The following is a 21,908-nucleotide window of genomic DNA, read 5'->3' on the forward strand; positions in this document are numbered from 1 at the left end:
CGAAACACCTGAAATCAGAACGATTTTCTGATGTCAGTACAGAATCGGTGGAGCGGTAGTTCAGTTGGTTAGAATACCTGCCTGTCACGCAGGGGGTCGCGGGTTCGAGCCCCGTCCGTTCCGCCACCCTAATTAGGGGCGTAGTTCAATTGGTAGAGCACCGGTCTCCAAAACCGGGTGTTGGGGGTTCGAGTCCCTCCGCCCCTGCCAGAAAATAATCCTTTGCTTCGGCAAAGGATTTTTTTTGTCCAAAATTTAGCAGTGAAATGAGTTTGAGTTTCACTGTGATCCACTCAAACTCTCCTCATTTATTATCTTATGGTGCCAATACCGGATATTTAAGCAGCTGGCGGATGTGACTCTGCTGATCGCTATTCTGCAGCCACACCGCATATAACGGTCGCACAGCGACTGGTGTATCTGGAATAACCATCAAATCACTATAAATTCCGTGCCAGAAATCAGGTAAAAATGCACACGCACCCGTGGTATGCAGTAATTCACGCGTAACATGTGCTGATGTGGTGGTTAATACTGGAACATCATCGCTGGATAGATAACTTTCATGTTGATGAAAATCCGCGCCCCATTCCAGCTTAATGTAATCATACTTTTCACGCTTCTCAGTTTTCCGCGCTCGGAATAGTGCGAGCGAGATATGGCCAATCTGCTGACTGGTTAACTCATCCATCTTTGGTGCTTCGGTGGTAATCAACAAGTCCAACTGACGTTCATGTAATTGCTTAACCAATAGATGTCGTTGGGCAATCCGTGCTTCAAGATGAAGGCTCTCTCTGTTCTCATAAAGTGTTTGTAACCAAGGAGTTAAATAGGCTTCCCAAAGGGATGCGCTGCCTCCTATTGAAAGCTCGTGATGCTGCTGTGTGTGCGAAACTTCCTTTTTAGCCATCAACCACGTACTCATCAAGCTTTCGGCATAGGGTAATAAACGCTCACCTGCCGAAGTCAGCCGGATGTTATTACGGTGACGAGTAAAAAGATTAACGCCCAGCTGATTCTCCAGCTGACGAATGCGAAAACTAACGGCAGATTGCGTGAGGTAAAGCGCTTCAGCAGCACGCCCGAAATGACGCGTTCTGCTCACTTCGAGGAAAGTTTTCAGTAATTCCGTATCCACTGCATTCTCCCAAAAATTGTTTGTCGTACTGATTTAAATGTTTTGTTTTACACTCTGTCAAGCCTATCTAATACTCCGCGCCATAAATAGCACGGCCATATGAGAGTCAGGAGCGTGTAAAATGGCGGATAGCTTCGCAACAACGAATCGTTTCTTTGATAACAAACATTACCCACGTGGTTTTTCGCGTCATGGTGATTTCACCATTAAAGAAGCTCAGCTTCTGGAGCGCCACGGTTACGCCTTTAATGAACTGGATCTCGCTAAGCGTGAACCCACTACAGAAGAAGAGCGTTCATTTTTAGAAGTATGTCGTGGTCTTCGTGAGCCGCAAACGGAAGCTGAACGCGTATGGTCGAAATATACCGCACGTATCAAGCGTCCTAAGCGTTTCCACACGTTGTCTGGCGGGAAGCCGCAGATGGACACCGTGGAAGATTTCAGCGATAGCGATGATTAAGAATAGCGGGGCTTAAATAAGCCCCGTTTTTTATTCCAGATTTTTATGTAGATAGATCATTAAACGGTCAATGCTGCGATAACCCACCGCTTCCTGCAAATGATCCCGCTGAATCGACTCTTCACCTGCTAAGTCAGCAATTGTTCTCGCCACTTTTAGAATCCGCTGCCATGCACGCACTGAAAGTCCCAACGAATTCAATACCCCTTCCAGCCATTCAGCATCCTGCTGCTTTAACGGGCACCAGCGTAAAATCTCTGGGTTAGAGAGGTGGGCATTCACCTTGCCACTACGCGCTGTTTGGATCTCACGGGCCACAAGGACGCGACTCAAAACCTCAGCGCTGCTTTCGCTGACCTGATGTTTCTTACTTAACGATCCGCTCGGGAGAAGAGGGACTTCCAGCGAGAGATCAAAGCGGTCAAGAAAAGGTCCTGAAAGGCGATTGAGATAGCGCAAGACCTGTTGTGGAGAAGAGCGATTGTGGTTGCCCTGATAATGCCCGGTGGGGCTAGGATTCATTGCACCAATTAATTGAAAGCGCGCTGGATAGGTCACTTTAGCGCGGGTACGCGAAATGGCAATCTCACCTGACTCAATGGGTTCGCGTAACGCATCCAGCGTTTTGCGCTCAAACTCCGGCAGTTCATCAAGGAACAACACGCCGTTGTGCGCCAAGGAGATTTCTCCCGGGCGTGGTAGTGAACCGCCACCCACTAGCGCATACAATGAAGCACTGTGGTGAGGCGCTCTGAACGGCCGTTTACGCCACTGTTGATGCAGATTGCCACTGCTGACCAGACTGGCGATAGCGGCGCACTCCAGCGCTTCCTGGTCGTCTAACGGCGGCATGATTCCCGGCAGACGCGTCGCCAGCATCGTCTTACCGGTGCCCGGCGGTCCAATGAGTAATAGATTATGCCCACCCGCAGCTGTAATCTCGAGCGCCCGCCGGCCTTGATCCTGACCAATGATATCGCTGAGGTCTTGCTTCCCCTGCTCAATCGTATCGGGTTGATAGTGGGCGACAGTCAATGTTGTTTGGTTATGTAGAAAGGCGCAGATTTCGACCAGATGTTTGCCAACCAACGTCTCGCCTTGCTGAATCAATCCTACATCCTGTTGATTCTGTTCAGCTAACACCATTTGTCGGCCTGCTTGCAATGCTGCCATGGCTGCCGGAATAGCAGCCTGAACGCCACAGAGCGCGCCGTTGAGGGCTAACTCGCCCAGGAACTCATATTGCGCCAGTTTTGCGTCAGGAAGCTGCTCAGAGGCCGCCAGAATCGCGATAGCGATTGGTAGGTCATAGCGTCCGCCTTCTTTAGGGAGATCGGCAGGTGCAAGATTAATGGTGACGCGTTTCGCCGGGAAGGTGAATCCACTGTTGATAATCGCACTGCGCACCCGTTCTCTGGCTTCTTTAACCGTGGTTTCGGGCAGGCCAACCAATGTTAGGGCGGGTAAGCCATTACTGATATGTACTTCCACCGTCACCAGCGGAGCCTGCACACCCAGCGCTGCCCGCGTTAATACTTTTGATAAAGACATAACAGCTCCTTGTTGCCTTTATCATCTGTGCCCTAATGTGGTCGATCAAATACCAACGCGACATTTCCAGACCTCGACTCCTTACGTTCAGCAATAGTTGCAGTTGTTTCGCTGTAATTCGGAACCGCCTCTCATACCACAAATGAAAATTACGCCGCGTGCGTAATGAATATTTATCACAAATGTAAATAACCTTTTACTTACAATGTGATAACGGACAGGCGCCAAAGTCGCTATAAAAAAATCCCATGAAAATTATTGTCAACATCATGCTAACTATGGTAACTCTGTAGGTATTACTTCGAACAATCGAAAAAACAAATTACACATGAAAGCCCTTCTACAAGTGATTAGCCTAGTCGTGATTAGCGTGGTGGTGATTATTATCCCACCGTGCGGGGCATCGCTTGGAGAAAGAAAGGCTTAAAAATCAAGTCTGGAATTCCAAAAACCCCCGCACCGAAAGGTCCGGGGGTTTTTTTTTAACCAGATGAAATATCAGCGAATCAGCGAGGAACAGATTATGAGCAGTAGCATAAAATTCTGTTGTTCCCCAAGGAATACAGGAGAATAACCATGACAGGTGCACAGTGGGTAGTTCAGGCTTTACGCGCGCAGGGTGTCGATACAGTGTTTGGCTATCCTGGCGGCGCAATCATGCCAGTGTACGACGCGCTCTACGATGGCGGCGTGGAACACCTACTGTGCCGTCATGAGCAAGGTGCGGTGATGGCGGCAATTGGTTATGCCCGCGCAACCGGTAAGACTGGCGTATGTATTGCGACTTCGGGCCCAGGTGCCACCAACCTGATTACAGGGCTGGCGGATGCGATGATGGATTCAATCCCAGTTGTGGCGATTACCGGTCAGGTCTCTTCCGCCTTCATCGGCACCGACGCCTTCCAGGAAATCGATGTTCTCGGTTTGTCATTAGCCTGCACCAAGCACAGTTTCCTCGTTGAATCCCTTGATGATTTACCTTCTGTCATGGCCGAAGCCTTCGCCATTGCACAGTCTGGTCGCCCTGGCCCGGTGCTGGTCGATATCCCGAAAGACATTCAGGTCGCCAATGGCGAACTGACGCCGCACCTGCTGCCAGTGGAAGAAGAAGTGAGCCATTCCGCGCAACATATCGCGGAGGCGCGAGCCTTAATGGCGCAGTCCCACAAACCGATGTTGTATATCGGTGGTGGCGTAGGAATGGCGCAGGCGGTTCCAGCACTGCGCGCCATGGCGCAGGAAACGGGTATTCCGATGGTTTCCACCCTGAAAGGTCTCGGCAGCGCGGATGCCAGCAGCGATCTTTATCTGGGTATGCTGGGCATGCACGGCACCAAAGCCGCCAACCTCGCCGTGCAATCCTGTGATTTGCTGATTGCAGTGGGCGCGCGCTTTGACGACCGCGTCACCGGCAAGCTGGATACTTTTGCACCTCATGCCAGCGTCATTCACATCGATATCGATCCTGCCGAGCTGAACAAACTGCGTCGTGCACATGTCTCGTTGCAGGGCGATATGAATCAGGTGTTGCCTGCGCTCAGTATGCCGCTGCAGATTGATGGCTGGCGCAAAGAAGTGAGCGCGATGAAAAGCGAATTCGACTGGCGTTATGATCATCCAGGCGAAGCGATTTACGCGCCGTTGCTGCTGAAGCAGTTGTCCGATCGTAAAGCAGATAGCGCCGTGGTGACCACCGATGTGGGCCAGCACCAGATGTGGGCCGCTCAGCACATGAGCTTCACCGCCCCCGAAAACTTCATTACCTCTAGCGGCCTCGGCACCATGGGCTTTGGTCTGCCGGCGGCGATCGGTGCGCAAGTGGCGCGTCCTAAAGATACGGTAATCTGCGTGTCCGGCGATGGCTCAATCATGATGAACATTCAGGAGCTGGGCACCATCAAGCGCGGCAAGTTACCGGTGAAAATCCTGCTGTTGGATAACCAACGTCTGGGCATGGTGCGCCAGTGGCAGCAACTGTTCTTTGATGGTCGCTATAGCGAGACCATTCTTACCGATAATCCCGATTTCCTTACGCTGGCCAGCGCCTTTGATATTCCGGGCCAGCGCATTAGCCGTAAAGATCAGGTCGACGCCGCCCTCGATGCTCTGCTGAACAGTGAAGGTCCTTACTTCCTGCATGTTTCGATAGATGAGCATGAAAACGTCTGGCCATTGGTACCACCGGGTGCCAGCAACGCAAACATGATGGAGAGAACCGCATGAATCAGCATCAATTGTCTATCGAAGCCCGCTTTCGTCCTGAAATATTGGAGCGCATTTTGCGTGTCGTGCGTCACCGCGGCTTCCAGGTGTGTGCGATGAATATGGCCTCCGCGGTCAATGCCGGGAACATTAATATCGAAATGACCGTTGCCAGCCAACGCTCTGTCGATTTACTGTCTTCGCAGTTAAGCAAACTTATGGATGTCGCTTGCGTCGAGATCCAACAACAGACAACACAACAAATCCGCGCTTAGTCGCCAAAGGAAAAAAGCAATGAGTACGAAGAAAGCAGACTTTATTTGGTTCAATGGGGAGATGGTTAAGTGGGAAGACGCCAAGGTTAGCGTGATGTCTCATGCACTGCATTACGGTACTTCTGTGTTTGAAGGCGTGCGTTGCTACGACTCACACAAAGGCCCAGTGGTGTTCCGTCACCGTGAGCACATGAAGCGTCTGCATGAATCCGCCAAAATTTATCGTTTCCCGATTAAAGCCAGCGTTGATGAACTGATGGAAGCGTGCCGCGAAGTGATCCGCGTGAACAAACTGAAAAGCGCTTATATCCGTCCGCTGGCCTTTGTGGGTGACGTGGGTCTGGGTGTGAACCCGCCAGATGGCTACACCACCGATGTAATCATCGCCGCCTTCCCATGGGGTGCTTACCTGGGCGCTGAAGCGCTGGAAAACGGCATCGACGCGATGGTTTCTTCGTGGAACCGCGTGGCACCAAACACCTTGCCGACCGCCGCAAAAGCGGGTGGTAACTATCTCTCCTCGCTGCTGGTGGGTAGCGAAGCACGTCGCCACGGCTATCAGGAAGGTATCGCCCTCGACACCAACGGCTATATTTCAGAAGGTGCTGGCGAAAACTTGTTCGAAGTGAAAGATGGCATTCTGTTCACGCCACCGTTCACCTCTTCAGCGCTGCCGGGCATCACGCGTGACGCCATCATCAAGCTGGCGCAAGACATGGGTATCGAAGTGCGTGAGCAGGTGCTGTCGCGCGAATCGCTGTATCTGGCAGACGAAGTGTTCATGTCTGGTACTGCAGCGGAGATCACTCCGGTGCGCAGCGTCGACGGCATTCAGGTCGGCGAAGGTAAACGTGGTCCGGTCACCGGTCGTATCCAGAAGGCATTCTTTGGTCTGTTTACTGGCGAGACGGAAGACAAGTGGGGCTGGTTGGATCCGGTTAACGCATAACGCGCTTTTTTGCGGGTGTCAGATGACGCCCGCAACCTTATTATTACTGGAGTAAATAGAGCATGCCTAAGTACCGTTCCGCCACCACCACCCATGGACGTAACATGGCCGGTGCCCGTGCCCTGTGGCGCGCGACAGGAATGACCGACGACGATTTCGGCAAGCCGATTATCGCCGTGGTCAACTCATTCACCCAATTCGTACCGGGCCACGTGCACCTGCGCGATCTAGGCAAACTGGTTGCCGAGGAGATCGAAGCAGCAGGCGGTGTGGCTAAAGAGTTCAACACCATTGCGGTGGATGATGGTATCGCCATGGGTCATGGCGGCATGCTGTATTCACTGCCTTCACGTGAGCTAATTGCCGATTCTGTGGAGTACATGGTTAACGCGCACTGCGCCGACGCCATGGTCTGTATCTCCAACTGCGACAAAATCACCCCGGGCATGCTGATGGCGGCACTGCGCCTCAACATTCCGGTGATCTTTGTCTCTGGCGGCCCGATGGAAGCCGGTAAAACCAAACTGTCCGATCAAATCATCAAGCTGGATCTGGTGGACGCAATGATTCAGGGTGCCAACCCGAACGTCAGCGATGCCGACAGCGATCAGATCGAACGTTCCGCTTGTCCAACCTGCGGTTCCTGTTCCGGGATGTTCACCGCCAACTCCATGAACTGTCTGACTGAAGCGCTGGGCTTGTCGCAGCCGGGTAACGGTTCACTGTTGGCAACGCACGCCGATCGTAAAGAGCTGTTCATTAATGCCGGTAAGCGCATCGTTAGCCTGACCAAACGCTATTACGAGCAGGATGATGAGAACATGCTGCCGCGTAACATCGCCACCAAGGCGGCGTTCGAGAATGCGATGACGCTGGATATCGCTATGGGCGGTTCCACCAATACCGTTCTGCACCTGCTGGCAGCAGCGCTGGAAGGCGAAATCGACTTCAATATCTCTGATATCGATCGCTTGTCTCGTAAAGTGCCTCAGCTGTGTAAAGTGGCGCCAAGTACGCCGAAATATCATATGGAAGATGTGCACCGCGCGGGTGGCGTTATCGCCATTCTCGGTGAGCTGGATCGTGCCGGTCTGATCGACACCAGCGCGCGCAACATTCTGCAGCAGAGCATGCGTGAAACCCTCGATCAGTACGACATCATGCTGACCAAAGATCAGGCCGTGAAGGATATGTTCCGCGCCGGTCCTGCCGGTATTCGTACCACCAAGGCATTTTCGCAGAATTGCCGTTGGGACACGCTGGATGACGATCGCAGCGAAGGCTGTATTCGTACGCGCGAGCACGCTTACTCACAAGATGGCGGCTTGGCAGTCCTTTACGGCAATATTGCAGAAGATGGCTGTATCGTAAAAACCGCCGGCGTAGACAAAGAGATCCTCACCTTTACAGGCCCGGCCAAAGTGTACGAAAGCCAGGACGATGCGGTTGAAGCGATTCTTGGCGGCAAAGTGGTGGCCGGTGACGTGGTGGTTATCCGCTACGAAGGGCCGAAAGGCGGGCCGGGCATGCAGGAAATGCTCTATCCAACCACCTATCTCAAATCGATGGGCCTCGGCAAAAGCTGTGCATTGATCACCGATGGTCGTTTCTCTGGTGGCACCTCCGGTTTGTCGATTGGTCACGCCTCTCCGGAAGCGGCGAGCGGCGGCACCATTGCGCTGGTGAAAGATGGCGACATGATTGAAATCGATATCCCGAACCGTGGCATCAAACTGGCGGTGCCGGATAACGAATTGCATGCCCGTCGTGAAGAAGAGCAGGCGCGTGGCGAAGCGGCCTATACGCCGCACGGCCGTGTGCGTGAAGTCTCCTTTGCCCTGCGCGCCTATGCATCACTCGCGACCAGCGCTGACAAAGGCGCGGTGCGCGATAAGTCCAAGCTGGGAGGCTAACCGATGGCTGAGTCTCAACCGCTACCCGCGTCGCCAAACGGCGCGGAATATTTGCGCGCCGTGCTGCGCTCACCGGTGTATGAAATTGCCCAGGTGACGCCGCTGCAGAAAATGGAAAAAATATCATCGCGTCTTGGCAACACCATTTTGGTGAAGCGTGAAGATCGTCAGCCGGTGCACAGCTTCAAGCTGCGCGGGGCGTACGCGATGATAGCCGGGCTGAATGAAGAGCAAAAAGCGCGCGGCGTGGTCACGGCTTCGGCCGGTAACCACGCGCAGGGCGTGGCGCTCTCGGCCAGCACGCTTGGCATCAAATCACTGATTGTGATGCCGTTGGCCACGGCAGACATCAAGGTTGATGCAGTACGCGCATTTGGCGGTGAGGCTTATCTGTTTGGGGCCAATTTCGACGAGGCAAAAGCCAAGGCGATCGAGCTGTCTGAACAGCAGGGTTACACCTTTGTACCGCCGTTTGACCATCCGGCGGTCATCGCCGGACAGGGCACATTGGCGATGGAACTGCTGCAACAGGATGCGCATCTCGATCGCGTCTTCGTGCCGGTTGGCGGCGGCGGTCTAGCGGCGGGCGTTGCCGTGTTGATCAAGCAGCTGATGCCACAAATCAAAGTGATCGCCGTGGAGTCGGAAGATTCAGCCTGCCTAAAGGCGGCGCTGGAGGCCGGTGAGCCGGTAGATTTGCCGCGCGTCGGCTTGTTTGCCGAGGGCGTGGCGGTCAAACGCATTGGTGATGAAACCTTCCGCCTGTGTCGTGAATATCTCGACGACATCATCACGGTGGATAGCGATGCGATTTGTGCGGCAGTAAAAGACCTGTTCGAAGATGTGCGCGCGGTAGCGGAACCTTCGGGTGCGCTGGCGCTGGCGGGTATGAAGAAGTATATCCAGCAGCATGACATCAAAGGCGAGCGCCTGGCACACGTACTGTCAGGTGCTAACGTCAACTTCCACGGCTTGCGCTATGTCTCTGAGCGTTGCGAACTGGGTGAACAGCGTGAAGCGCTGCTGGCGGTGACGATTCCAGAGCAGCAAGGCAGTTTCCTTAAGTTTTGCCAAACCATCGGCGGACGTTCGATCACCGAGTTCAACTATCGCTACGCGGATGCGGATAACGCCTGCATTTTCGTCGGCGTGCGCTTGACGCGCGGGCTGGAGGAGCGCAGTGAGATCATCAGCCAGCTGAATGAAGCCGGTTATCGTGTGGTGGATCTCTCGGATGATGAGATGGCTAAGCTGCACGTGCGCTACATGGTGGGCGGACGTCCATCGAAGCCGCTGCGCGAACGCCTGTTTAGCTTTGAATTCCCGGAAGCACCGGGCGCGCTGCTGAAGTTCCTGCAGACGCTCGGCGCACACTGGAATATCTCGCTGTTCCACTATCGCAGTCACGGCACCGATTACGGCCGGGTACTGGCGGCCTTTGAAGCTAACGAGCAAGAGCCGGATTTCGAAACCCATCTCACCGCGTTGGGTTACGAATGGCACGACGAAGCGAACAACCCGGCGTTTCGTTTCTTCCTCGCCGGGCAATAATCATAGCTGGTGCCAGAACGCATTGATAAGCGGCTCCCCGAGCCGCTTTTTTTGTACGCACACGCCAAGCTCCAGCGGCGCGACAGATTCCACATTCTCCAGCGTTAACACGCGATTGCGCACCGGTTCCGGACTGTTCTCCAGCACCACATCCGGCAGCAGCGCAATGCCACAACCCAGCGCCACCATCGAGACAATCGCCTCGTGTCCCGAAACCGTGGCGTAAATCTGCGGATTGGGGATGCGCTGGCGGCGGAACCATAAATCAATACCGCGGCGCGCAGGCCCTTGTTCCGGCAGGATAAACGGAATTTGCGCCCAATCAGGCTCGTCCTGCGTTGCCTGGCTGCGCACCGGACAAGGCAGCGCCGGGGCAATCAGCACCAGCGGGATCAGCCCCAGTGGCGTAAAATCTATGCTGGCGGGCAGCGATTCGGGACGACCGGCAATGGCGAGATCGGCATCACCGGACTGCACCATCTCAATCGCATCGGCGGCGTCACCGGTGGTGAGTTTGATCTCTACCTGCGGATGTTCGGCGCGGAAGCGGTCGAGAATCGGCGGCAGATGGCTGTATGCGGCCGTCACCGAGCAGAACAGGCGCAGCTCGCCGCTCAGTGACGGGCCGTTTAGATCCATCACATGGCGCAGCTGCTGATATTGCAGCAACGTCTGCTGCGCAAACTGGCGCAGGCGCTCACCGGCTTCGGTCAGCGTGACGGTGCGGTTATCACGCAGGAACAGCGCGTGACCGACATCCTCTTCCAGGCGCTGAATCTGGCGTGAAAGGGTCGATGGGCTGACGTGCATGGCGCGTGCGGTGCGGCCAAAGTGGCAGCTTTCAGCCAGATGAAGGAAGAGCTTCAGGTCTCGTAAATCCATGCGCGTATCGCCTCAACGTTGTGTTGCAAATTTTGCAATGTGACCTTGCTAATATATCAATTTAAGCAACGGATTTCCTGTCATATGATGGGGTCATTCGCGGCGTAGTTCACATCGCCGTTACTGAACAAAAACAAACACAACATCTAACCGGAGTACCCATGGCTAATTACTTCAACACACTGAATTTGCGCAACCAGTTAGCGCAGCTGGGCAAATGTCGTTTCATGTCACGCGACGAATTCGCTGATGGCGCTAGCTTCCTGAAAGGCAAGAAAGTGGTCATCGTTGGCTGTGGTGCTCAGGGTCTGAACCAGGGCCTGAACATGCGTGATTCTGGCCTCGACGTGGCCTATGCCCTGCGTGCTGAAGCGATTGCTGAGAAGCGTGCCTCTTTCCGCAAAGCGACCGATAACGGTTTCAAAGTCGGCACTTACGAAGATCTGATCCCGCAGGCCGATCTGGTAGTAAACCTGACGCCAGACAAACAGCACTCAGCGGTAGTTCAGGCCGTTCAGCCGTTGATGAAAGATGGCGCTGCGCTGGGTTACTCGCACGGTTTCAACATCGTTGAAGTGGGCGAAACCATTCGTAAAGACATCACCGTAGTTATGGTGGCGCCGAAGTGCCCAGGTACGGAAGTGCGTGAAGAGTACAAGCGCGGTTTCGGTGTGCCGACGCTGATCGCGGTTCACCCGGAGAACGATCCAAAAGGCGAAGGCATGGCGATTGCGAAAGCCTGGGCTGCAGCCACCGGCGGCGACCGTGCTGGCGTGCTGGAATCTTCTTTCGTTGCAGAAGTGAAATCTGACCTGATGGGTGAGCAGACTATCCTGTGCGGTATGCTGCAGGCCGGTTCTCTGCTGTGCTTCGACAAGCTGGTGGCTGAAGGTCACGACGCGGCTTATACCGAAAAACTGATTCAGTTCGGCTGGGAAACCATCACCGAATCACTGAAGTTCGGCGGCATCACGCTGATGATGGATCGCCTGTCTAACCCGGCGAAAATCCGCGCTTACGCGCTGTCTGAGCAGCTGAAAACCATCATGGCGCCGCTGTTCCAGAAGCACATGGATGACATCATCTCTGGCGAATTCTCCTCAGGCATGATGGCGGACTGGGCTAACGACGACAAAAACCTGCTGACCTGGCGTGAAGAGACCGGCGCAACGGCATTCGAAAACGCGCCGCAGTTTGAGGGCAAAATCGAAGAGCAGGAGTACTACGACAAAGGTGTTGTAATGGTTGCGATGGTGAAAGCAGGCGTTGAGCTGGCCTTCGAAACCATGGTTGATGCGGGCATCATCGAAGAGTCGGCTTACTACGAATCACTGCACGAGCTGCCGCTGATTGCCAACACCATCGCCCGTAAGCGTCTGTATGAAATGAACGTGGTTATCTCTGATACCGCAGAATACGGTAACTACCTGTTCTCCTTCGCCGCGGTTCCATTGCTGAAAGAGTTCATGACCACGCTGCAGCCGGGCGATCTGGGCAAAGCGATTGAAGGCACGCAGGTTGATAACGCACAGCTGCGCGACGTCAACGAAGCCGTACGTCAGCATCCAATCGAATCAGTAGGCCGCAAACTGCGTGGCTACATGACCGACATGAAACGTATCGCTGTCGCTGGCTAAGCCACGCGCGACACAGTTTTCAGCAGAATGAAGAAACCCCGGCTTGCCGGGGTTTTTTTTAATTAGTGCTCGCTGTTGCTCTATGTATGTACTCGCTGTCCCCCATCCCGGCCCCTCCTCGGTCCTCCCCCATGAATGGGGGAGGAAGATGCTGCCATATGTTAGTTCTGAAGCTGCATGTGGCAGCGTCTCCTTCCCCCGCTTGCGGGGAGGGGGACAGCAAGCACATACGAACCAGAGTACAGCACCGCTCAATCACACCGCTTCATACAGCGTCTGATTGCGCGTCTCTTTACAAGCAATCAGCGCGATCAGCGTCAACACCGCCATTGAAGCCAAATAGAAACCCACCGCCTGCAAACCGTAGTTCGCATTCAACCAGGTGGCGATATACGGCGCCACGGATGCACCAAGAATCGACGACAAGTTGTAAGAGAAAGACGCGCCGGTATAGCGCACTTCAGTCGGGAACAACTCCGGCAGCAGCGCGCCCATTGGACCAAACGTCAGCCCCATAATGCTTAAGCCCAGGATCAGGAAGCCCATCACCAGCACCTGAGAACCGGAACCCAGCAGCATTGGGAACATCAGTGCGAAGGCGATAATCATCAGCGTAATGGTGATCATGGTTTTACGACGGCCAAAGCGATCGGCCATCAGACCGGCAATCGGTACCATCACACCAAAACCAATCACCGCCACCATCAGCATCCACAGGAAGCTGTTACGCGAATAGCCAAGGCCGGCCGGCGCGGGCGCAGTACCGTAGCTCATTGAGTAGACGGTCATAATATAGAACAAGGTATAGGTGGCCAGCATGATGAAGGTGCCAAGAATCGTCGCTGTCATATGCTTGCTCAGCAGCGTGCCAATCGGCATTTTCACCTGCTTATTCTCTTTCTGCACTTTGGCGAACACCGGGCTTTCATGCAGCGAAACGCGTACATACAGACCAATCAACACCAGCACCGCAGAGAGAATAAACGGCACGCGCCAGCCCCAGTTCATGAACTGCTCATCGGTCAGCAGCCAGGAAAGCAGCAGGAAAGTACCGTTAGCGAAGAAGAAGCCAATCGGCGCGCCAAGCTGTGGGAACGAACCATAAAGCGCGCGTTTCTTCGCCGGCGCATTCTCGGTAGCCAGCAGGGCTGCACCGCCCCATTCTCCGCCCAGGCCAAGACCCTGACCAAAACGTGCCAGCGCCAGCAGCAGCGGAGCAGCCACACCAATCGTTTGATAGCTCGGCAGCAAACCAATCAGCACCGTAGAAACGCCCATAGTCAGCAGCGATGCGACCAGTGTGGCTTTACGACCGACGCGGTCGCCAAAGTGGCCAAATACGGCAGAACCAATTGGACGCGCAACAAAGGCGATAGCGAAGGTCGCCAGCGACTGTAGCGTGGCGACGGTAGGATCGCCCTGCGGGAAGAAGATGTGCGGGAAAATAATCACCGCGGCGGTGGCATAGATATAGAAATCGAAGAACTCAATGGCAGTGCCGACCAGCGATGCCACAACCACTTTGCCACGTGAATTAACCGGCGTTTCGTCGTGTTTTTTGTCGAGTGTTTCTGTGATGGAGGCTTGCATAAGTGTTTCTTAATTGTAAATGTAGACAGAGAATCTTACGCACCTGGTTTGCGGCATTCAATGGCGAAAAACCGCGTCAGACCGGGCTTTTTCGCCGAATAAGTGGATAATTTCTGAGTTGCAGCGATCAATGGCGGATGGGAACGGGAAGTGTCACTTTTTTGGCGGGAATCTCTGCAAAAGGGCCAAATTAAAGTGACCCTTCAGCGTTTCCTGCTGGTTTTTGCGGAAAAAATAGCCAGCAGGAAACATTTTTAGCTAGTAGGGCATTTGTAACAATCCCGTCTGCTTATTTTGCCTGATGCGGCTGCGGCATCTCTTTATCATCTTTGTATTTCGCAGTAGCGATCCACGCCGCGCAGAACAGCGTCAAACGCGCAAAGAAGTAGAAAAACGCCATCAAGCCAAGCACCGAACCAAAAGCCGCGCCAGACGGCGAGGTTGCCAGCTTCGGCAGCGTCAGCGTCATAACAAACTTGATCACCTCAAAGCCAATCGCCGCCAGCAGCGTGCCGCGGAACAGCGCTTTTTTACGTGGCTTGTGGCGCGGCAAAATCCAGAAGATCCACAGGAACAGCAGATAGTTAGCGAAGATGGAGATCGACAGCGCAATCACCGTCATCGCCGGACGCAGCCACTCAATATCCTCTAGCCCCAGCGCATTAACGATGGCCGCCTGCGCCGCACCGGCAATCGAGGTCAGCGACAGCGTAATCACCAGCGCAAACATCAAACCGAGCAGCGACAGCAGATCGCGCGCGTACTTCTTCCAAAACTTCTCCTGATCGTCTGGCTTACGTTCCCAGACGTCGCGCGACTGGGCACGCACCGCTTCACGCAGATTGCCCATCCAGTTAATGCCGGAGTAAAGCGCCAGCAGCAAACCGGTTATTCCCACCGTAGCACGCTGCTGAATCGCGGTATTCACCGTGTTCTTCAGCGTAGTTGCCAGCGTCGGATCGCTGATGCTGTTAACGATTTTGTTGATCAACTCGGTGAGCAAATCCTGATTCGACGCCAGCACAAAGCCGACCGCCGCAAAGGAGACCATCAAAATCGGTATCAGGGAGAGAAATGAGAAGTAAGTGATGGCTGCACCAAACTGGCTGCCGAGGCGATCGTTAAAGCGCTCCAGCGCGCGCATAAAGTGCGCCACCGCCGGAATCGCCTGAAACCAGGCGGCGAAGCGCGACACATTTTGGATTGAGCCATCCACGGTTTTATTGCCGGTTTTAATATCAATCAGCGGCTTGGTTTCTGCCTCAGCCGCTGTCTCTTTAGGGGTTTTGTCCGTCATAGACGATAGTTATCCTGTTCACTGCGAAAATACAATTATAGCGTCTTATGTCACATACTCTTGTAGGACTTGGCTGAGCCACTCCATAAACACCCGCACGCGGCGCGCCACGTTACGGCGATGCGGATAAAGCAGCGAGATCGGCATCGGTTTAGCCGGGAAGTGATGCAGCACTTCAACCAGCTTTCCTGATTCCAGCAGCGGCTGTACGCCAATCGCCGGCACCTGAATAATGCCGAGCCCGGCCATACACGCGGCGCGATAGGTTTCAGTACTGTTTACCGTCACCACGCCACCGGTTTGAATGTAATGACACTGTTTGCCATCGAAATACTCAAAACCTTGCGAAGGCTGCCCAAGCTGCTGGCTGTAATGCACCATCGCGTGTTGCGACAGATCTTCCAGCCGCACCGGCATGCCGAAACGGGAAAGGTAGTCGGCACTGGCGCAGTTAATCAAGGCGTGCGAGCCAATTTTTCGCGCAATCAGGCCGGAATCTTTCAGCTCACCCACGCGTACCACGCAGTCAAAGCCTTCACGAATCACATCCACCTGGCGGTCGCTGCTGCTCAGCTCAATTTCGAGCCCAGGATAGTGCTGCAAAAACTCCGGCAGACGCGGCAACACAAAGCCGGTCGCCATCGCCACCGACATATCCACCCGCAGCTTGCCGCTTAAGGTGCCGGGATCGTGCTGGAACAGGCTGTCCATGTCGTCGAGCATCGACAACAAATCGAGACAGCGATCGTAATAGACCAAACCATCCTGCGTCAGATGCACGCGGCGCGTGGTGCGATGCAGCAAGCGCGTACCCATTTGATTTTCCAGCGCCTGAAGCTGGCGCGATACGCTGCCTTTCGGTAAACCCAGACTTTCTGCCGCGCGGGTAAAACTGCCCATTTCGGCCACCCGCACAAACACCTGCATTGCGTGAATTTTATCCATGTTGTGCACCGATTGTTGTTGTTAGTGAAACAGTGCTGCGTATTCCTCTGCGTTTATAGATCAATTATTCGCGAATATCCTTATCCGGTGTTCAATTTTCCAACTGGAGCGAAACATGAGTCATAAAATTGCATTGATTACCGGCGGAAATCGCGGTTTAGGTAAGAATGGGGCGCTGAAACTGGCCGCCAAAGGCACCGATATCCTGTTTACCTATCGCGGTCATGCGGATGAAGCACAGGCGGTGGTGCAAGAGATTGAAGCGCTGGGCGCGCGTGCGGTGGCGCTGCAGCTGGATGTTGGCGACACCGGTAAGTTCGATGACTTCGTGGCGCAGGTGAAAGAGGCGCTGCAAAAAACCTGGCAACGCGACAACTTTGATTATTTAGTGAACAACGCCGGCCACGGTCACTACAAGCTCTTTGCCGAGACCACAGAGGATGAGTTTGATGCGCTGGTGAATGTGCACTTCAAAGGGCCGTTCTTCCTGACGCAAAAACTGTTGCCGCTAATCATCGATGGTGGACGCATCCTGAATATCTCCAGCGGCTTAACCCGATTGACGCTGCCAGGTTCGGGCACTTACGCCGCAATCAAAGGGGCGATGGAGGTGTTAACCCGTTATCAGGCGAAGGAGCTGGGCGAGCGCCATATTCGCGTCAACATTCTGGCACCTGGCGCGATTGAAACTGACTTTGGCGGCGGTCGCGTGCGTGATACCAAAGATCTCAACGATCATATTGCCTCGGTTACCGCGCTGGGCCGTGTCGGCTTGCCAGATGATATCGGTGATGCGATTAGCGCGATTCTCAGCGATGAAACCGGCTGGATTACCGCACAACGCATTGAAGCCTCAGGCGGCCAGGCACTGTAATCCGTAGGGTCGCCATTCATGGCGACCTCATTAAACAGCGACGCCAGCAGGTTGCCATAAATGGCAACCTTACAACGTAATCGTCCCGTCAATCACCGTCACGGTTTGGCCACCAATCCAGATCGCTTCATGCGTAAAACTCACCTGAATCCGACCTTCACGCTGAATCGCGCTGCCCTGACGCGCCCGGTAATCTTGCGTTTGGCCCTGTGCCGCCAGGTAGCGCGCCAGACAGGCATTGGCGCTACCGGTGACCGGATCTTCGGTCAAACTGCCGTTCTCAACCAGCAACGCGCGCACTTCATACTGCTCATTCTCACCCGAGGGCAGCGCGCCAAAAATCGCAGTGCCGTTAACGTCGGCATGTTGATGTAAACGGTGTAAATCAGAGGCTGACGGCACCACATCCAGCACCGCCTGCGCGCTGCTCAGCGGAATCAGCAGCCAGCGAATGCCCATATCGACGATGGTCGGCGTCTGGCTGAGATCGAAAGCTTCGCTGTTTAACGCACTGCTCATCAACGCATCGCTGAAGGGCGTTAAGGTGGCTGCGGGCGCAGCAAAAGCCAGCGCGCCATCATCGCTGATTTTCACCTCCACCAGACCAACGCCGCACTCCTGCACGATTTTGCCCGGCGTTTTCAGCGGCCAACCAGCTTCCAGCAGCGCATGCGCGGTGCCGAGCGTAGGATGACCGGCAAACGGCAGTTCGCCTTCAACGGTAAAAATACGCACGCGGTAATCCGCCGCCTGATCCTGTGGCGGCAGCACAAAGGTGGTTTCCGATAGGTTGGTCCAGCGCGCAATCGCTGCCAGCTGCGCATCACTCAATCCCTGTGCATCCATGATCACCGCCAGCGGATTACCTTTAAACGCCGATGAGGTAAACACATCCACTTGTTTAAATGCGACCTTCATTGTCACTCCTTCCTCGTTGAGGTTGTCTGAAATCCAGATTTACATCCTGCCGATTGCGAAAGATCAGCATCAGGGCTATGAATAGATTAAGAATTCTGCAATCGGAGTCTGCAATGTTAAAAGTTCTTGGCCGTACTTCTTCAATTAATGTGCGAAAAGTTCTGTGGCTGTGCGCAGAACTGGATATCGCGTATGAATCTGAACCCTGGGGCGACGATCCGCAATCGCTGCACTCAGCAGAATTTATGGCGCTCAATCCCAACGCGATGGTCCCGGTGATGATCGAGGACGATTTCGTGTTGTGGGAATCCAACACCATTTTGCGCTATCTGGCGAACAGCAACGGCGGCGACTGGCTCTATCCCGAAAATCCGCGCGCGCGGGCACCGGTTGATCAGTGGATGGATTGGCAAGCCACCGAACTGAACACGTCCTGGCGCTACGCGTTTATGTCGCTGGTACGCAACTCGCCAGCGCACCAGGATCCGCGCTTGCTGGCCGCTGCCGTCAAAGGCTGGTCGCACACCATGAACATTCTTAACCAGCATTTGGAAAAAACCGGGCGCTACGTCGCAGGCCGTAATTTCTCGCTGGCGGATATTCCGGTTGGGCTGGCGGTGAATCGCTGGTTCGAAACACCGCTGGAGCATCCTCACTTCCCGGCGGTGCAAACCTATTACGAGCGCCTGACCGAGCGCGAGCCTTACACCACCTGGGGCCGCAACGGCAAACCCTGATCCTGTCCCGGCGCGAGGCCTGTCATCTCACAGGCCAGCGCGCCGGTGCGCTGCAGTGCCCAGGTGTAACGCTCATCAAACGGATAGCAGCAGGAGAGGCGCAACGCGTGCGTATAGCGATCGCTCAGCGAGTAGAGCGCGCCCGGCGTCACACAAATGTGCTCCTGAAGCAGACGGTGAAACATCTCCACGGTATCGACTTTGCCCGGCAGTTCTACCCAGAAAACAAACCCGCCGCGCGGCAGGGTAGCGCGCGTGCCCTGCGGAAAGTGGCGCGCCAGAATGCCGCGTGCCGCATCCAGATTCGCCGCATAGCGGCGACGCAGCGTACGCAGATGATGATCGTAACCGCCGCTTGCCAGGAATTCGGCCAGCGTTTCGCTCAGCAAACGTGACTCCGCCATCGATGAAACCGCTTTGAGGTGAGCGATGGCGTGATGAAAACGTCCGGCGGCGGTCCAGCCGACGCGAAAATCGGGCGCCACGGTTTTGGTAAAGCTGGTGCAGTAAATCACCCAGCCGTCACTATCAAAGGCCTTCACCGGCGGTGACAGCGGCCACTCAAACTGCAATTCGTCATACAAACCATCTTCCAGCAGCGGAACGTGGTAAGTATTCACTAACTTCGCCAGGCGCTTTTTGTTCTCCAGCGGCATCACATAGCCCAGCGGGTTCTGTGCGCCCGGCATGGCGATCACTGCCTGAATACGTTTCTCCTGCAGCAGCATCTCCAGCGCATCGAGCGACAACCCTTGCTGCGGATCGGTGGGGATTTCCAGCGCCTTCAGTCCCAACGAGGCCAGCAGCGGGAACAGGAAAAAATAGGTCGGCGATTCCAGACCGATGCAGTCGCCAGGTTTGGTCACCGCACGCAGCGCCAGCTGCAACGCTTCCATGCAGCCGTGGGTAAGGGTGATCGCTTGTGGCGGCAGGTTGATGCCATTATGCAGCGCGCGCCGTGCAATCTCCTCCCGTAAGCGCTCACTACCAGGCGGCAGCGCATAGCGTCCGATAATGTCGGGATTCTGTCGTAAAATCGATGCGGTAATGCGCCCGATACGCGCCGCAGGATAGAAGGTGCCATCCTGCGGACAGGCCAGCGAGATATTGGTGTACTCCGGATTATTTTGCGCGGCGAACACCTGCTCAATCAGTTCCAGCTTTTGCGCACTGGGATCGTTAATTTTGGGAGGTAACGGTTTTACCGCGCGCGTCACGGCGGGCAGCACGCCACGCACGTAATAGCCGGATTGCGGACGTGATTCGATCAGGCCACGATCTTCAAGCACTTGCCACGCATTAAGCACCGTATTGATACTAACCTGATGCGATTGCGCCACGCGGCGAATCGCCGGCAGCCGCTTGCCCGGCTTCAGGGTGCCCTGATGAATCGACTCGGCAAAGCTATCGACCAACTGCTGATACAGCGTTTGGCCGGAAGAAAGGGGAAGGGACACAAAAGCCTCCGCGCGCGATGGATACAATTCATATTTGAGACAACTGTATCCATCACAATAGTCATTTTGTGTCTCTGTTTCCATTGCAGCGTACGCATTAGCATGAAGGCATCATTGATTGTTAAGGAAGTACGCCATGCTCGATCCCTCATTTTTCAGCTATGTCACCGTTATGTCGATCACTCCCGGCCCGAACAACCTGCTGCTGGCGACTTCCGGCGTCAACTTTGGCTTCAAACGCACGCTGCCGATGCTATTTGGCATTCTACTGGGTTGTGCGATTCAGATGCTGCTGGCGAGTATGGCGCTCGATGTGTTGTTGCACTGGATGGGCGCGATTCGCCTGCCGCTGACAGTGGTCGGATGCAGTTATCTGCTGTGGCTTTCGTGGAAGATATTCCGCGCCGGCGCACCGCAGCTACGCGAACGCCCGCGCCCCATGACGTTAATTGGCGGCATCTGTTTCCAGGCGGTGAACCCAAAAGCGTGGTTGATGGTGACGAATGTGGCGCTGATATACGCCAACAGCAACGGCGTGCTAACCGTGTTACTGGGATTCGCGGCGCTGAATCTGCCGTGCATCTTGATTTGGGCTGCATTGGGCGACCGCCTACGCAGCCATCTGCAGGTAGCGTGGAAACGTCAGGCGTTTAACAGTTTGATGGCATTGTCGCTGGTGGCCACCACCGGTTGGATGCTGTACGACGCAGTGTTGTTGAGTTAACCATTACGATGCGCATGGCGGTGCACCGTAATGATAGGGTCGCCATTCATGGCGACCGCAACCACTCACAATCCAACCAAACTCTCCAATGGAATACCAAACTGCTTATGCAGATTACGGATCATTTCCAGTGATAAAGAACGTTTCCCATTGAGCACTTCATAAACGCGATTACGACGACCGATGGCAGGCTCCAAATCTTTGGCTGTCAGCCCTTGTTGCTCCATGCGGAATTTAATGGCTTCAATCGGATCTGCCGCCTCTATGGGATAATGCTTTTTTTCCCATGCCTCAATGCGCATGCTCATCACGATCATATAATCGCTCTCTGGCGTGCCGAGCTCAGGCACATCTTCAAAGAGCGGCGAGATAGCCTCAAGAGCGGCTTCGTAATCCTGTTCGGAATGAATGGGTTTAATGGTTAGTGTCATTAGCGTTGCTCCACCGTATTAGCGTCAATCGCGTCATATTCCCGATGTGTGCCGATAAACTTTATAAATATCAGCTTCTGTGGATACGCGATGGCCGCTATCAGTCGATAATCGTTTCCTTTGATGTTGAATACCACTCGGCTGCCTTTAAGGATGCTGGCGTGGCGGTATTGTTCCTTGATGTCTGCCGGGCTTGACCAGTCGGCCTTTTGTGCTTCATCAATCCAGGCTCTTAACGGCTGCGAAGAGTCGGGGTTCGCCGTCATAAACTCCCTTAATGACCTTACCGATATAATTCTCATGCAGCGCATCTTAATCCCGTTTTGGGACTATAACAAACCTGAATCCCAATTTGGGACATTTCTTGCGTTAGGCAT

At 54.5% G+C, this 21,908-nt stretch carries 21 protein-coding genes and 2 tRNA genes; 13 read left to right on the top strand and 10 right to left on the bottom strand.

The genetic code is table 11. The features are described from left to right. Positions 1 to 49: 49 nt before the first annotated feature. Positions 50 to 126 (top strand) — tRNA-Asp (locus AC790_RS12340). A gap of 8 nt (positions 127 to 134) precedes the next feature. Beyond that, positions 135 to 210: transfer RNA gene (locus AC790_RS12345), tRNA-Trp, on the top strand. A 106-nt stretch (positions 211 to 316) separates the two neighbouring features. On the opposite strand, the gene hdfR is transcribed toward AC790_RS12345, so the two are convergent. Continuing rightward, positions 317 to 1,138: an HTH-type transcriptional regulator HdfR gene (hdfR, locus tag AC790_RS12350; RefSeq protein WP_007888807.1), complete on the bottom strand. Its 822-nt coding sequence runs from the start codon at positions 1,136 to 1,138 to the stop codon at positions 317 to 319. Positions 1,139 to 1,259: 121 nt separating this feature from the next. On the opposite strand from hdfR, the gene AC790_RS12355 reads away from it, so the two are divergent. Then, positions 1,260 to 1,598, top strand: coding sequence for a DUF413 domain-containing protein (locus AC790_RS12355; protein ID WP_007888811.1), 339 nt, complete (start codon positions 1,260 to 1,262; stop codon positions 1,596 to 1,598). A gap of 30 nt (positions 1,599 to 1,628) precedes the next feature. Here the strand turns inward: AC790_RS12355 and AC790_RS12360 are convergent, their stop codons facing one another. Further along, positions 1,629 to 3,149: a YifB family Mg chelatase-like AAA ATPase gene (locus tag AC790_RS12360; RefSeq protein ID WP_007888812.1), complete on the bottom strand. Its 1,521-nt coding sequence runs from the start codon at positions 3,147 to 3,149 to the stop codon at positions 1,629 to 1,631. A gap of 328 nt (positions 3,150 to 3,477) precedes the next feature. On the opposite strand from AC790_RS12360, the gene ilvL reads away from it, so the two are divergent. The 6 genes from ilvL (at position 3,478) to ilvA (ending at position 10,039) form a co-directional block, all read left to right on the top strand. Continuing rightward, positions 3,478 to 3,576, top strand: a complete 99-nt coding sequence (gene ilvL, locus AC790_RS24210) for an ilv operon leader peptide (protein WP_071531048.1) — start codon at positions 3,478 to 3,480, stop codon at positions 3,574 to 3,576. A gap of 149 nt (positions 3,577 to 3,725) precedes the next feature. After that, positions 3,726 to 5,372 carry an acetolactate synthase 2 catalytic subunit gene (gene ilvG / locus AC790_RS12365; RefSeq protein WP_049851972.1) on the top strand — a complete coding sequence of 549 codons (1,647 nt, stop codon included), beginning with the start codon at positions 3,726 to 3,728 and terminating at the stop codon, positions 5,370 to 5,372. Further along, the gene (gene ilvM / locus AC790_RS12370; RefSeq protein ID WP_007888814.1) at positions 5,369 to 5,626 is read left to right on the top strand and encodes an acetolactate synthase 2 small subunit; all 258 of its coding nucleotides are present in this window, start codon (positions 5,369 to 5,371) and stop codon (positions 5,624 to 5,626) included. Before ilvG ends, ilvM begins: the two co-directional genes overlap by 4 nt. Before the next feature lie 19 nt (positions 5,627 to 5,645). Next, positions 5,646 to 6,575, top strand: coding sequence for a branched-chain amino acid transaminase (locus AC790_RS12375; protein WP_007888821.1), 930 nt, complete (start codon positions 5,646 to 5,648; stop codon positions 6,573 to 6,575). Between the two features lie 62 nt (positions 6,576 to 6,637). Then, positions 6,638 to 8,488: a dihydroxy-acid dehydratase gene (gene ilvD / locus AC790_RS12380; protein WP_049851973.1), complete on the top strand. Its 1,851-nt coding sequence runs from the start codon at positions 6,638 to 6,640 to the stop codon at positions 8,486 to 8,488. Positions 8,489 to 8,491: 3 nt separating this feature from the next. Beyond that, a complete protein-coding gene (gene ilvA, locus AC790_RS12385; RefSeq protein WP_007888823.1) occupies positions 8,492 to 10,039 on the top strand; it encodes a threonine ammonia-lyase, biosynthetic in 1,548 nt (515 codons plus the stop codon). Here ilvA and ilvY read toward each other — a convergent pair whose 3' ends face one another. Next, the gene (gene ilvY, locus AC790_RS12390; protein ID WP_007888824.1) at positions 10,040 to 10,921 is read right to left on the bottom strand and encodes an HTH-type transcriptional activator IlvY; all 882 of its coding nucleotides are present in this window, start codon (positions 10,919 to 10,921) and stop codon (positions 10,040 to 10,042) included. A 161-nt stretch (positions 10,922 to 11,082) separates the two neighbouring features. Here ilvY and ilvC point away from each other — a divergent pair, with 161 nt between their 5' ends. Further along, the gene (ilvC, locus tag AC790_RS12395) at positions 11,083 to 12,558 is read left to right on the top strand and encodes a ketol-acid reductoisomerase (RefSeq protein ID WP_007888825.1); all 1,476 of its coding nucleotides are present in this window, start codon (positions 11,083 to 11,085) and stop codon (positions 12,556 to 12,558) included. Between the two features lie 255 nt (positions 12,559 to 12,813). Here the strand turns inward: ilvC and AC790_RS12400 are convergent, their stop codons facing one another. The 3 genes from AC790_RS12400 to AC790_RS12410 all read right to left on the bottom strand — a co-directional run bounded on the left by AC790_RS12400 (position 12,814) and on the right by AC790_RS12410 (position 16,390). Then, positions 12,814 to 14,148, bottom strand: coding sequence for an MFS transporter (locus AC790_RS12400; RefSeq protein WP_049851974.1), 1,335 nt, complete (start codon positions 14,146 to 14,148; stop codon positions 12,814 to 12,816). A 289-nt stretch (positions 14,149 to 14,437) separates the two neighbouring features. Continuing rightward, entirely contained in the window at positions 14,438 to 15,445 is a 1,008-nt protein-coding gene (gene yhjD, locus AC790_RS12405) for an inner membrane protein YhjD (RefSeq protein WP_007888827.1), read from the bottom strand. A gap of 45 nt (positions 15,446 to 15,490) precedes the next feature. Continuing rightward, positions 15,491 to 16,390, bottom strand: coding sequence for a LysR family transcriptional regulator (locus AC790_RS12410; protein ID WP_007888829.1), 900 nt, complete (start codon positions 16,388 to 16,390; stop codon positions 15,491 to 15,493). Positions 16,391 to 16,505: 115 nt separating this feature from the next. Here AC790_RS12410 and AC790_RS12415 point away from each other — a divergent pair, with 115 nt between their 5' ends. Continuing rightward, positions 16,506 to 17,264 carry an SDR family NAD(P)-dependent oxidoreductase gene (locus tag AC790_RS12415; RefSeq protein WP_049851975.1) on the top strand — a complete coding sequence of 253 codons (759 nt, stop codon included), beginning with the start codon at positions 16,506 to 16,508 and terminating at the stop codon, positions 17,262 to 17,264. A 69-nt stretch (positions 17,265 to 17,333) separates the two neighbouring features. On the opposite strand, the gene AC790_RS12420 is transcribed toward AC790_RS12415, so the two are convergent. Then, the gene (locus tag AC790_RS12420) at positions 17,334 to 18,182 is read right to left on the bottom strand and encodes a PhzF family phenazine biosynthesis protein (protein ID WP_049851976.1); all 849 of its coding nucleotides are present in this window, start codon (positions 18,180 to 18,182) and stop codon (positions 17,334 to 17,336) included. 113 nt (positions 18,183 to 18,295) lie between these two features. On the opposite strand from AC790_RS12420, the gene AC790_RS12425 reads away from it, so the two are divergent. Next, entirely contained in the window at positions 18,296 to 18,919 is a 624-nt protein-coding gene (locus tag AC790_RS12425; RefSeq protein ID WP_007891926.1) for a glutathione S-transferase family protein, read from the top strand. Here AC790_RS12425 and AC790_RS12430 read toward each other — a convergent pair. Next, complete coding sequence (locus AC790_RS12430; RefSeq protein ID WP_007891925.1) at positions 18,886 to 20,376, bottom strand: PLP-dependent aminotransferase family protein; 1,491 nt, start codon at positions 20,374 to 20,376, stop codon at positions 18,886 to 18,888. The genes AC790_RS12425 and AC790_RS12430 overlap by 34 nt on opposite strands. Before the next feature lie 136 nt (positions 20,377 to 20,512). Here AC790_RS12430 and AC790_RS12435 point away from each other — a divergent pair, with 136 nt between their 5' ends. Next, positions 20,513 to 21,100, top strand: a complete 588-nt coding sequence (locus tag AC790_RS12435; RefSeq protein ID WP_007891924.1) for a LysE family translocator — start codon at positions 20,513 to 20,515, stop codon at positions 21,098 to 21,100. A 65-nt stretch (positions 21,101 to 21,165) separates the two neighbouring features. Here the strand turns inward: AC790_RS12435 and AC790_RS12440 are convergent, their stop codons facing one another. Both AC790_RS12440 and AC790_RS12445 read right to left on the bottom strand, forming a co-directional pair. Next, complete coding sequence (locus tag AC790_RS12440; RefSeq protein WP_049851977.1) at positions 21,166 to 21,531, bottom strand: type II toxin-antitoxin system HigA family antitoxin; 366 nt, start codon at positions 21,529 to 21,531, stop codon at positions 21,166 to 21,168. After that, on the bottom strand, positions 21,531 to 21,833 hold the full coding sequence (locus tag AC790_RS12445; protein ID WP_036621935.1) for a type II toxin-antitoxin system HigB family toxin: 303 nt from the start codon (positions 21,831 to 21,833) through the stop codon (positions 21,531 to 21,533). The genes AC790_RS12440 and AC790_RS12445 overlap by 1 nt, the downstream gene beginning before the upstream one ends. Positions 21,834 to 21,908 lie beyond the last annotated feature (75 nt).

It is taken from the genome of Pantoea sp. RIT-PI-b (assembly GCF_001187905.1).
GTDB classification, from domain to species: Bacteria; Pseudomonadota; Gammaproteobacteria; order Enterobacterales; family Enterobacteriaceae; genus Pantoea; species Pantoea nemavictus.

Bases quoted from the DNA above. Each gene is read 5' to 3' on its own strand.
- AC790_RS12440 (WP_049851977.1), bottom strand. From the start codon at position 21,531: ATGACACTAACCATTAAACCCATTCATTCCGAACAGGATTACGAAGCC.
- ilvM (WP_007888814.1), top strand. From the start codon at position 5,369: ATGAATCAGCATCAATTGTCTATCGAAGCCCGCTTTCGTCCTGAAATA.
- ilvG (WP_049851972.1), top strand. From the start codon at position 3,726: ATGACAGGTGCACAGTGGGTAGTTCAGGCTTTACGCGCGCAGGGTGTC.
- AC790_RS12415 (WP_049851975.1), top strand. From the start codon at position 16,506: ATGAGTCATAAAATTGCATTGATTACCGGCGGAAATCGCGGTTTAGGT.
- AC790_RS12425 (WP_007891926.1), top strand. From the start codon at position 18,296: ATGTTAAAAGTTCTTGGCCGTACTTCTTCAATTAATGTGCGAAAAGTT.
- AC790_RS12400 (WP_049851974.1), bottom strand. From the start codon at position 14,148: ATGCAAGCCTCCATCACAGAAACACTCGACAAAAAACACGACGAAACG.
- AC790_RS12375 (WP_007888821.1), top strand. From the start codon at position 5,646: ATGAGTACGAAGAAAGCAGACTTTATTTGGTTCAATGGGGAGATGGTT.
- AC790_RS12445 (WP_036621935.1), bottom strand. From the start codon at position 21,833: ATGAGAATTATATCGGTAAGGTCATTAAGGGAGTTTATGACGGCGAAC.
- AC790_RS12410 (WP_007888829.1), bottom strand. From the start codon at position 16,390: ATGGATAAAATTCACGCAATGCAGGTGTTTGTGCGGGTGGCCGAAATG.
- AC790_RS12360 (WP_007888812.1), bottom strand. From the start codon at position 3,149: ATGTCTTTATCAAAAGTATTAACGCGGGCAGCGCTGGGTGTGCAGGCT.
- ilvY (WP_007888824.1), bottom strand. From the start codon at position 10,921: ATGGATTTACGAGACCTGAAGCTCTTCCTTCATCTGGCTGAAAGCTGC.
- ilvD (WP_049851973.1), top strand. From the start codon at position 6,638: ATGCCTAAGTACCGTTCCGCCACCACCACCCATGGACGTAACATGGCC.
- ilvC (WP_007888825.1), top strand. From the start codon at position 11,083: ATGGCTAATTACTTCAACACACTGAATTTGCGCAACCAGTTAGCGCAG.
- AC790_RS12435 (WP_007891924.1), top strand. From the start codon at position 20,513: ATGCTCGATCCCTCATTTTTCAGCTATGTCACCGTTATGTCGATCACT.
- AC790_RS12355 (WP_007888811.1), top strand. From the start codon at position 1,260: ATGGCGGATAGCTTCGCAACAACGAATCGTTTCTTTGATAACAAACAT.
- yhjD (WP_007888827.1), bottom strand. From the start codon at position 15,445: ATGACGGACAAAACCCCTAAAGAGACAGCGGCTGAGGCAGAAACCAAG.
- ilvL (WP_071531048.1), top strand. From the start codon at position 3,478: ATGAAAGCCCTTCTACAAGTGATTAGCCTAGTCGTGATTAGCGTGGTG.
- AC790_RS12420 (WP_049851976.1), bottom strand. From the start codon at position 18,182: ATGAAGGTCGCATTTAAACAAGTGGATGTGTTTACCTCATCGGCGTTT.
- ilvA (WP_007888823.1), top strand. From the start codon at position 8,492: ATGGCTGAGTCTCAACCGCTACCCGCGTCGCCAAACGGCGCGGAATAT.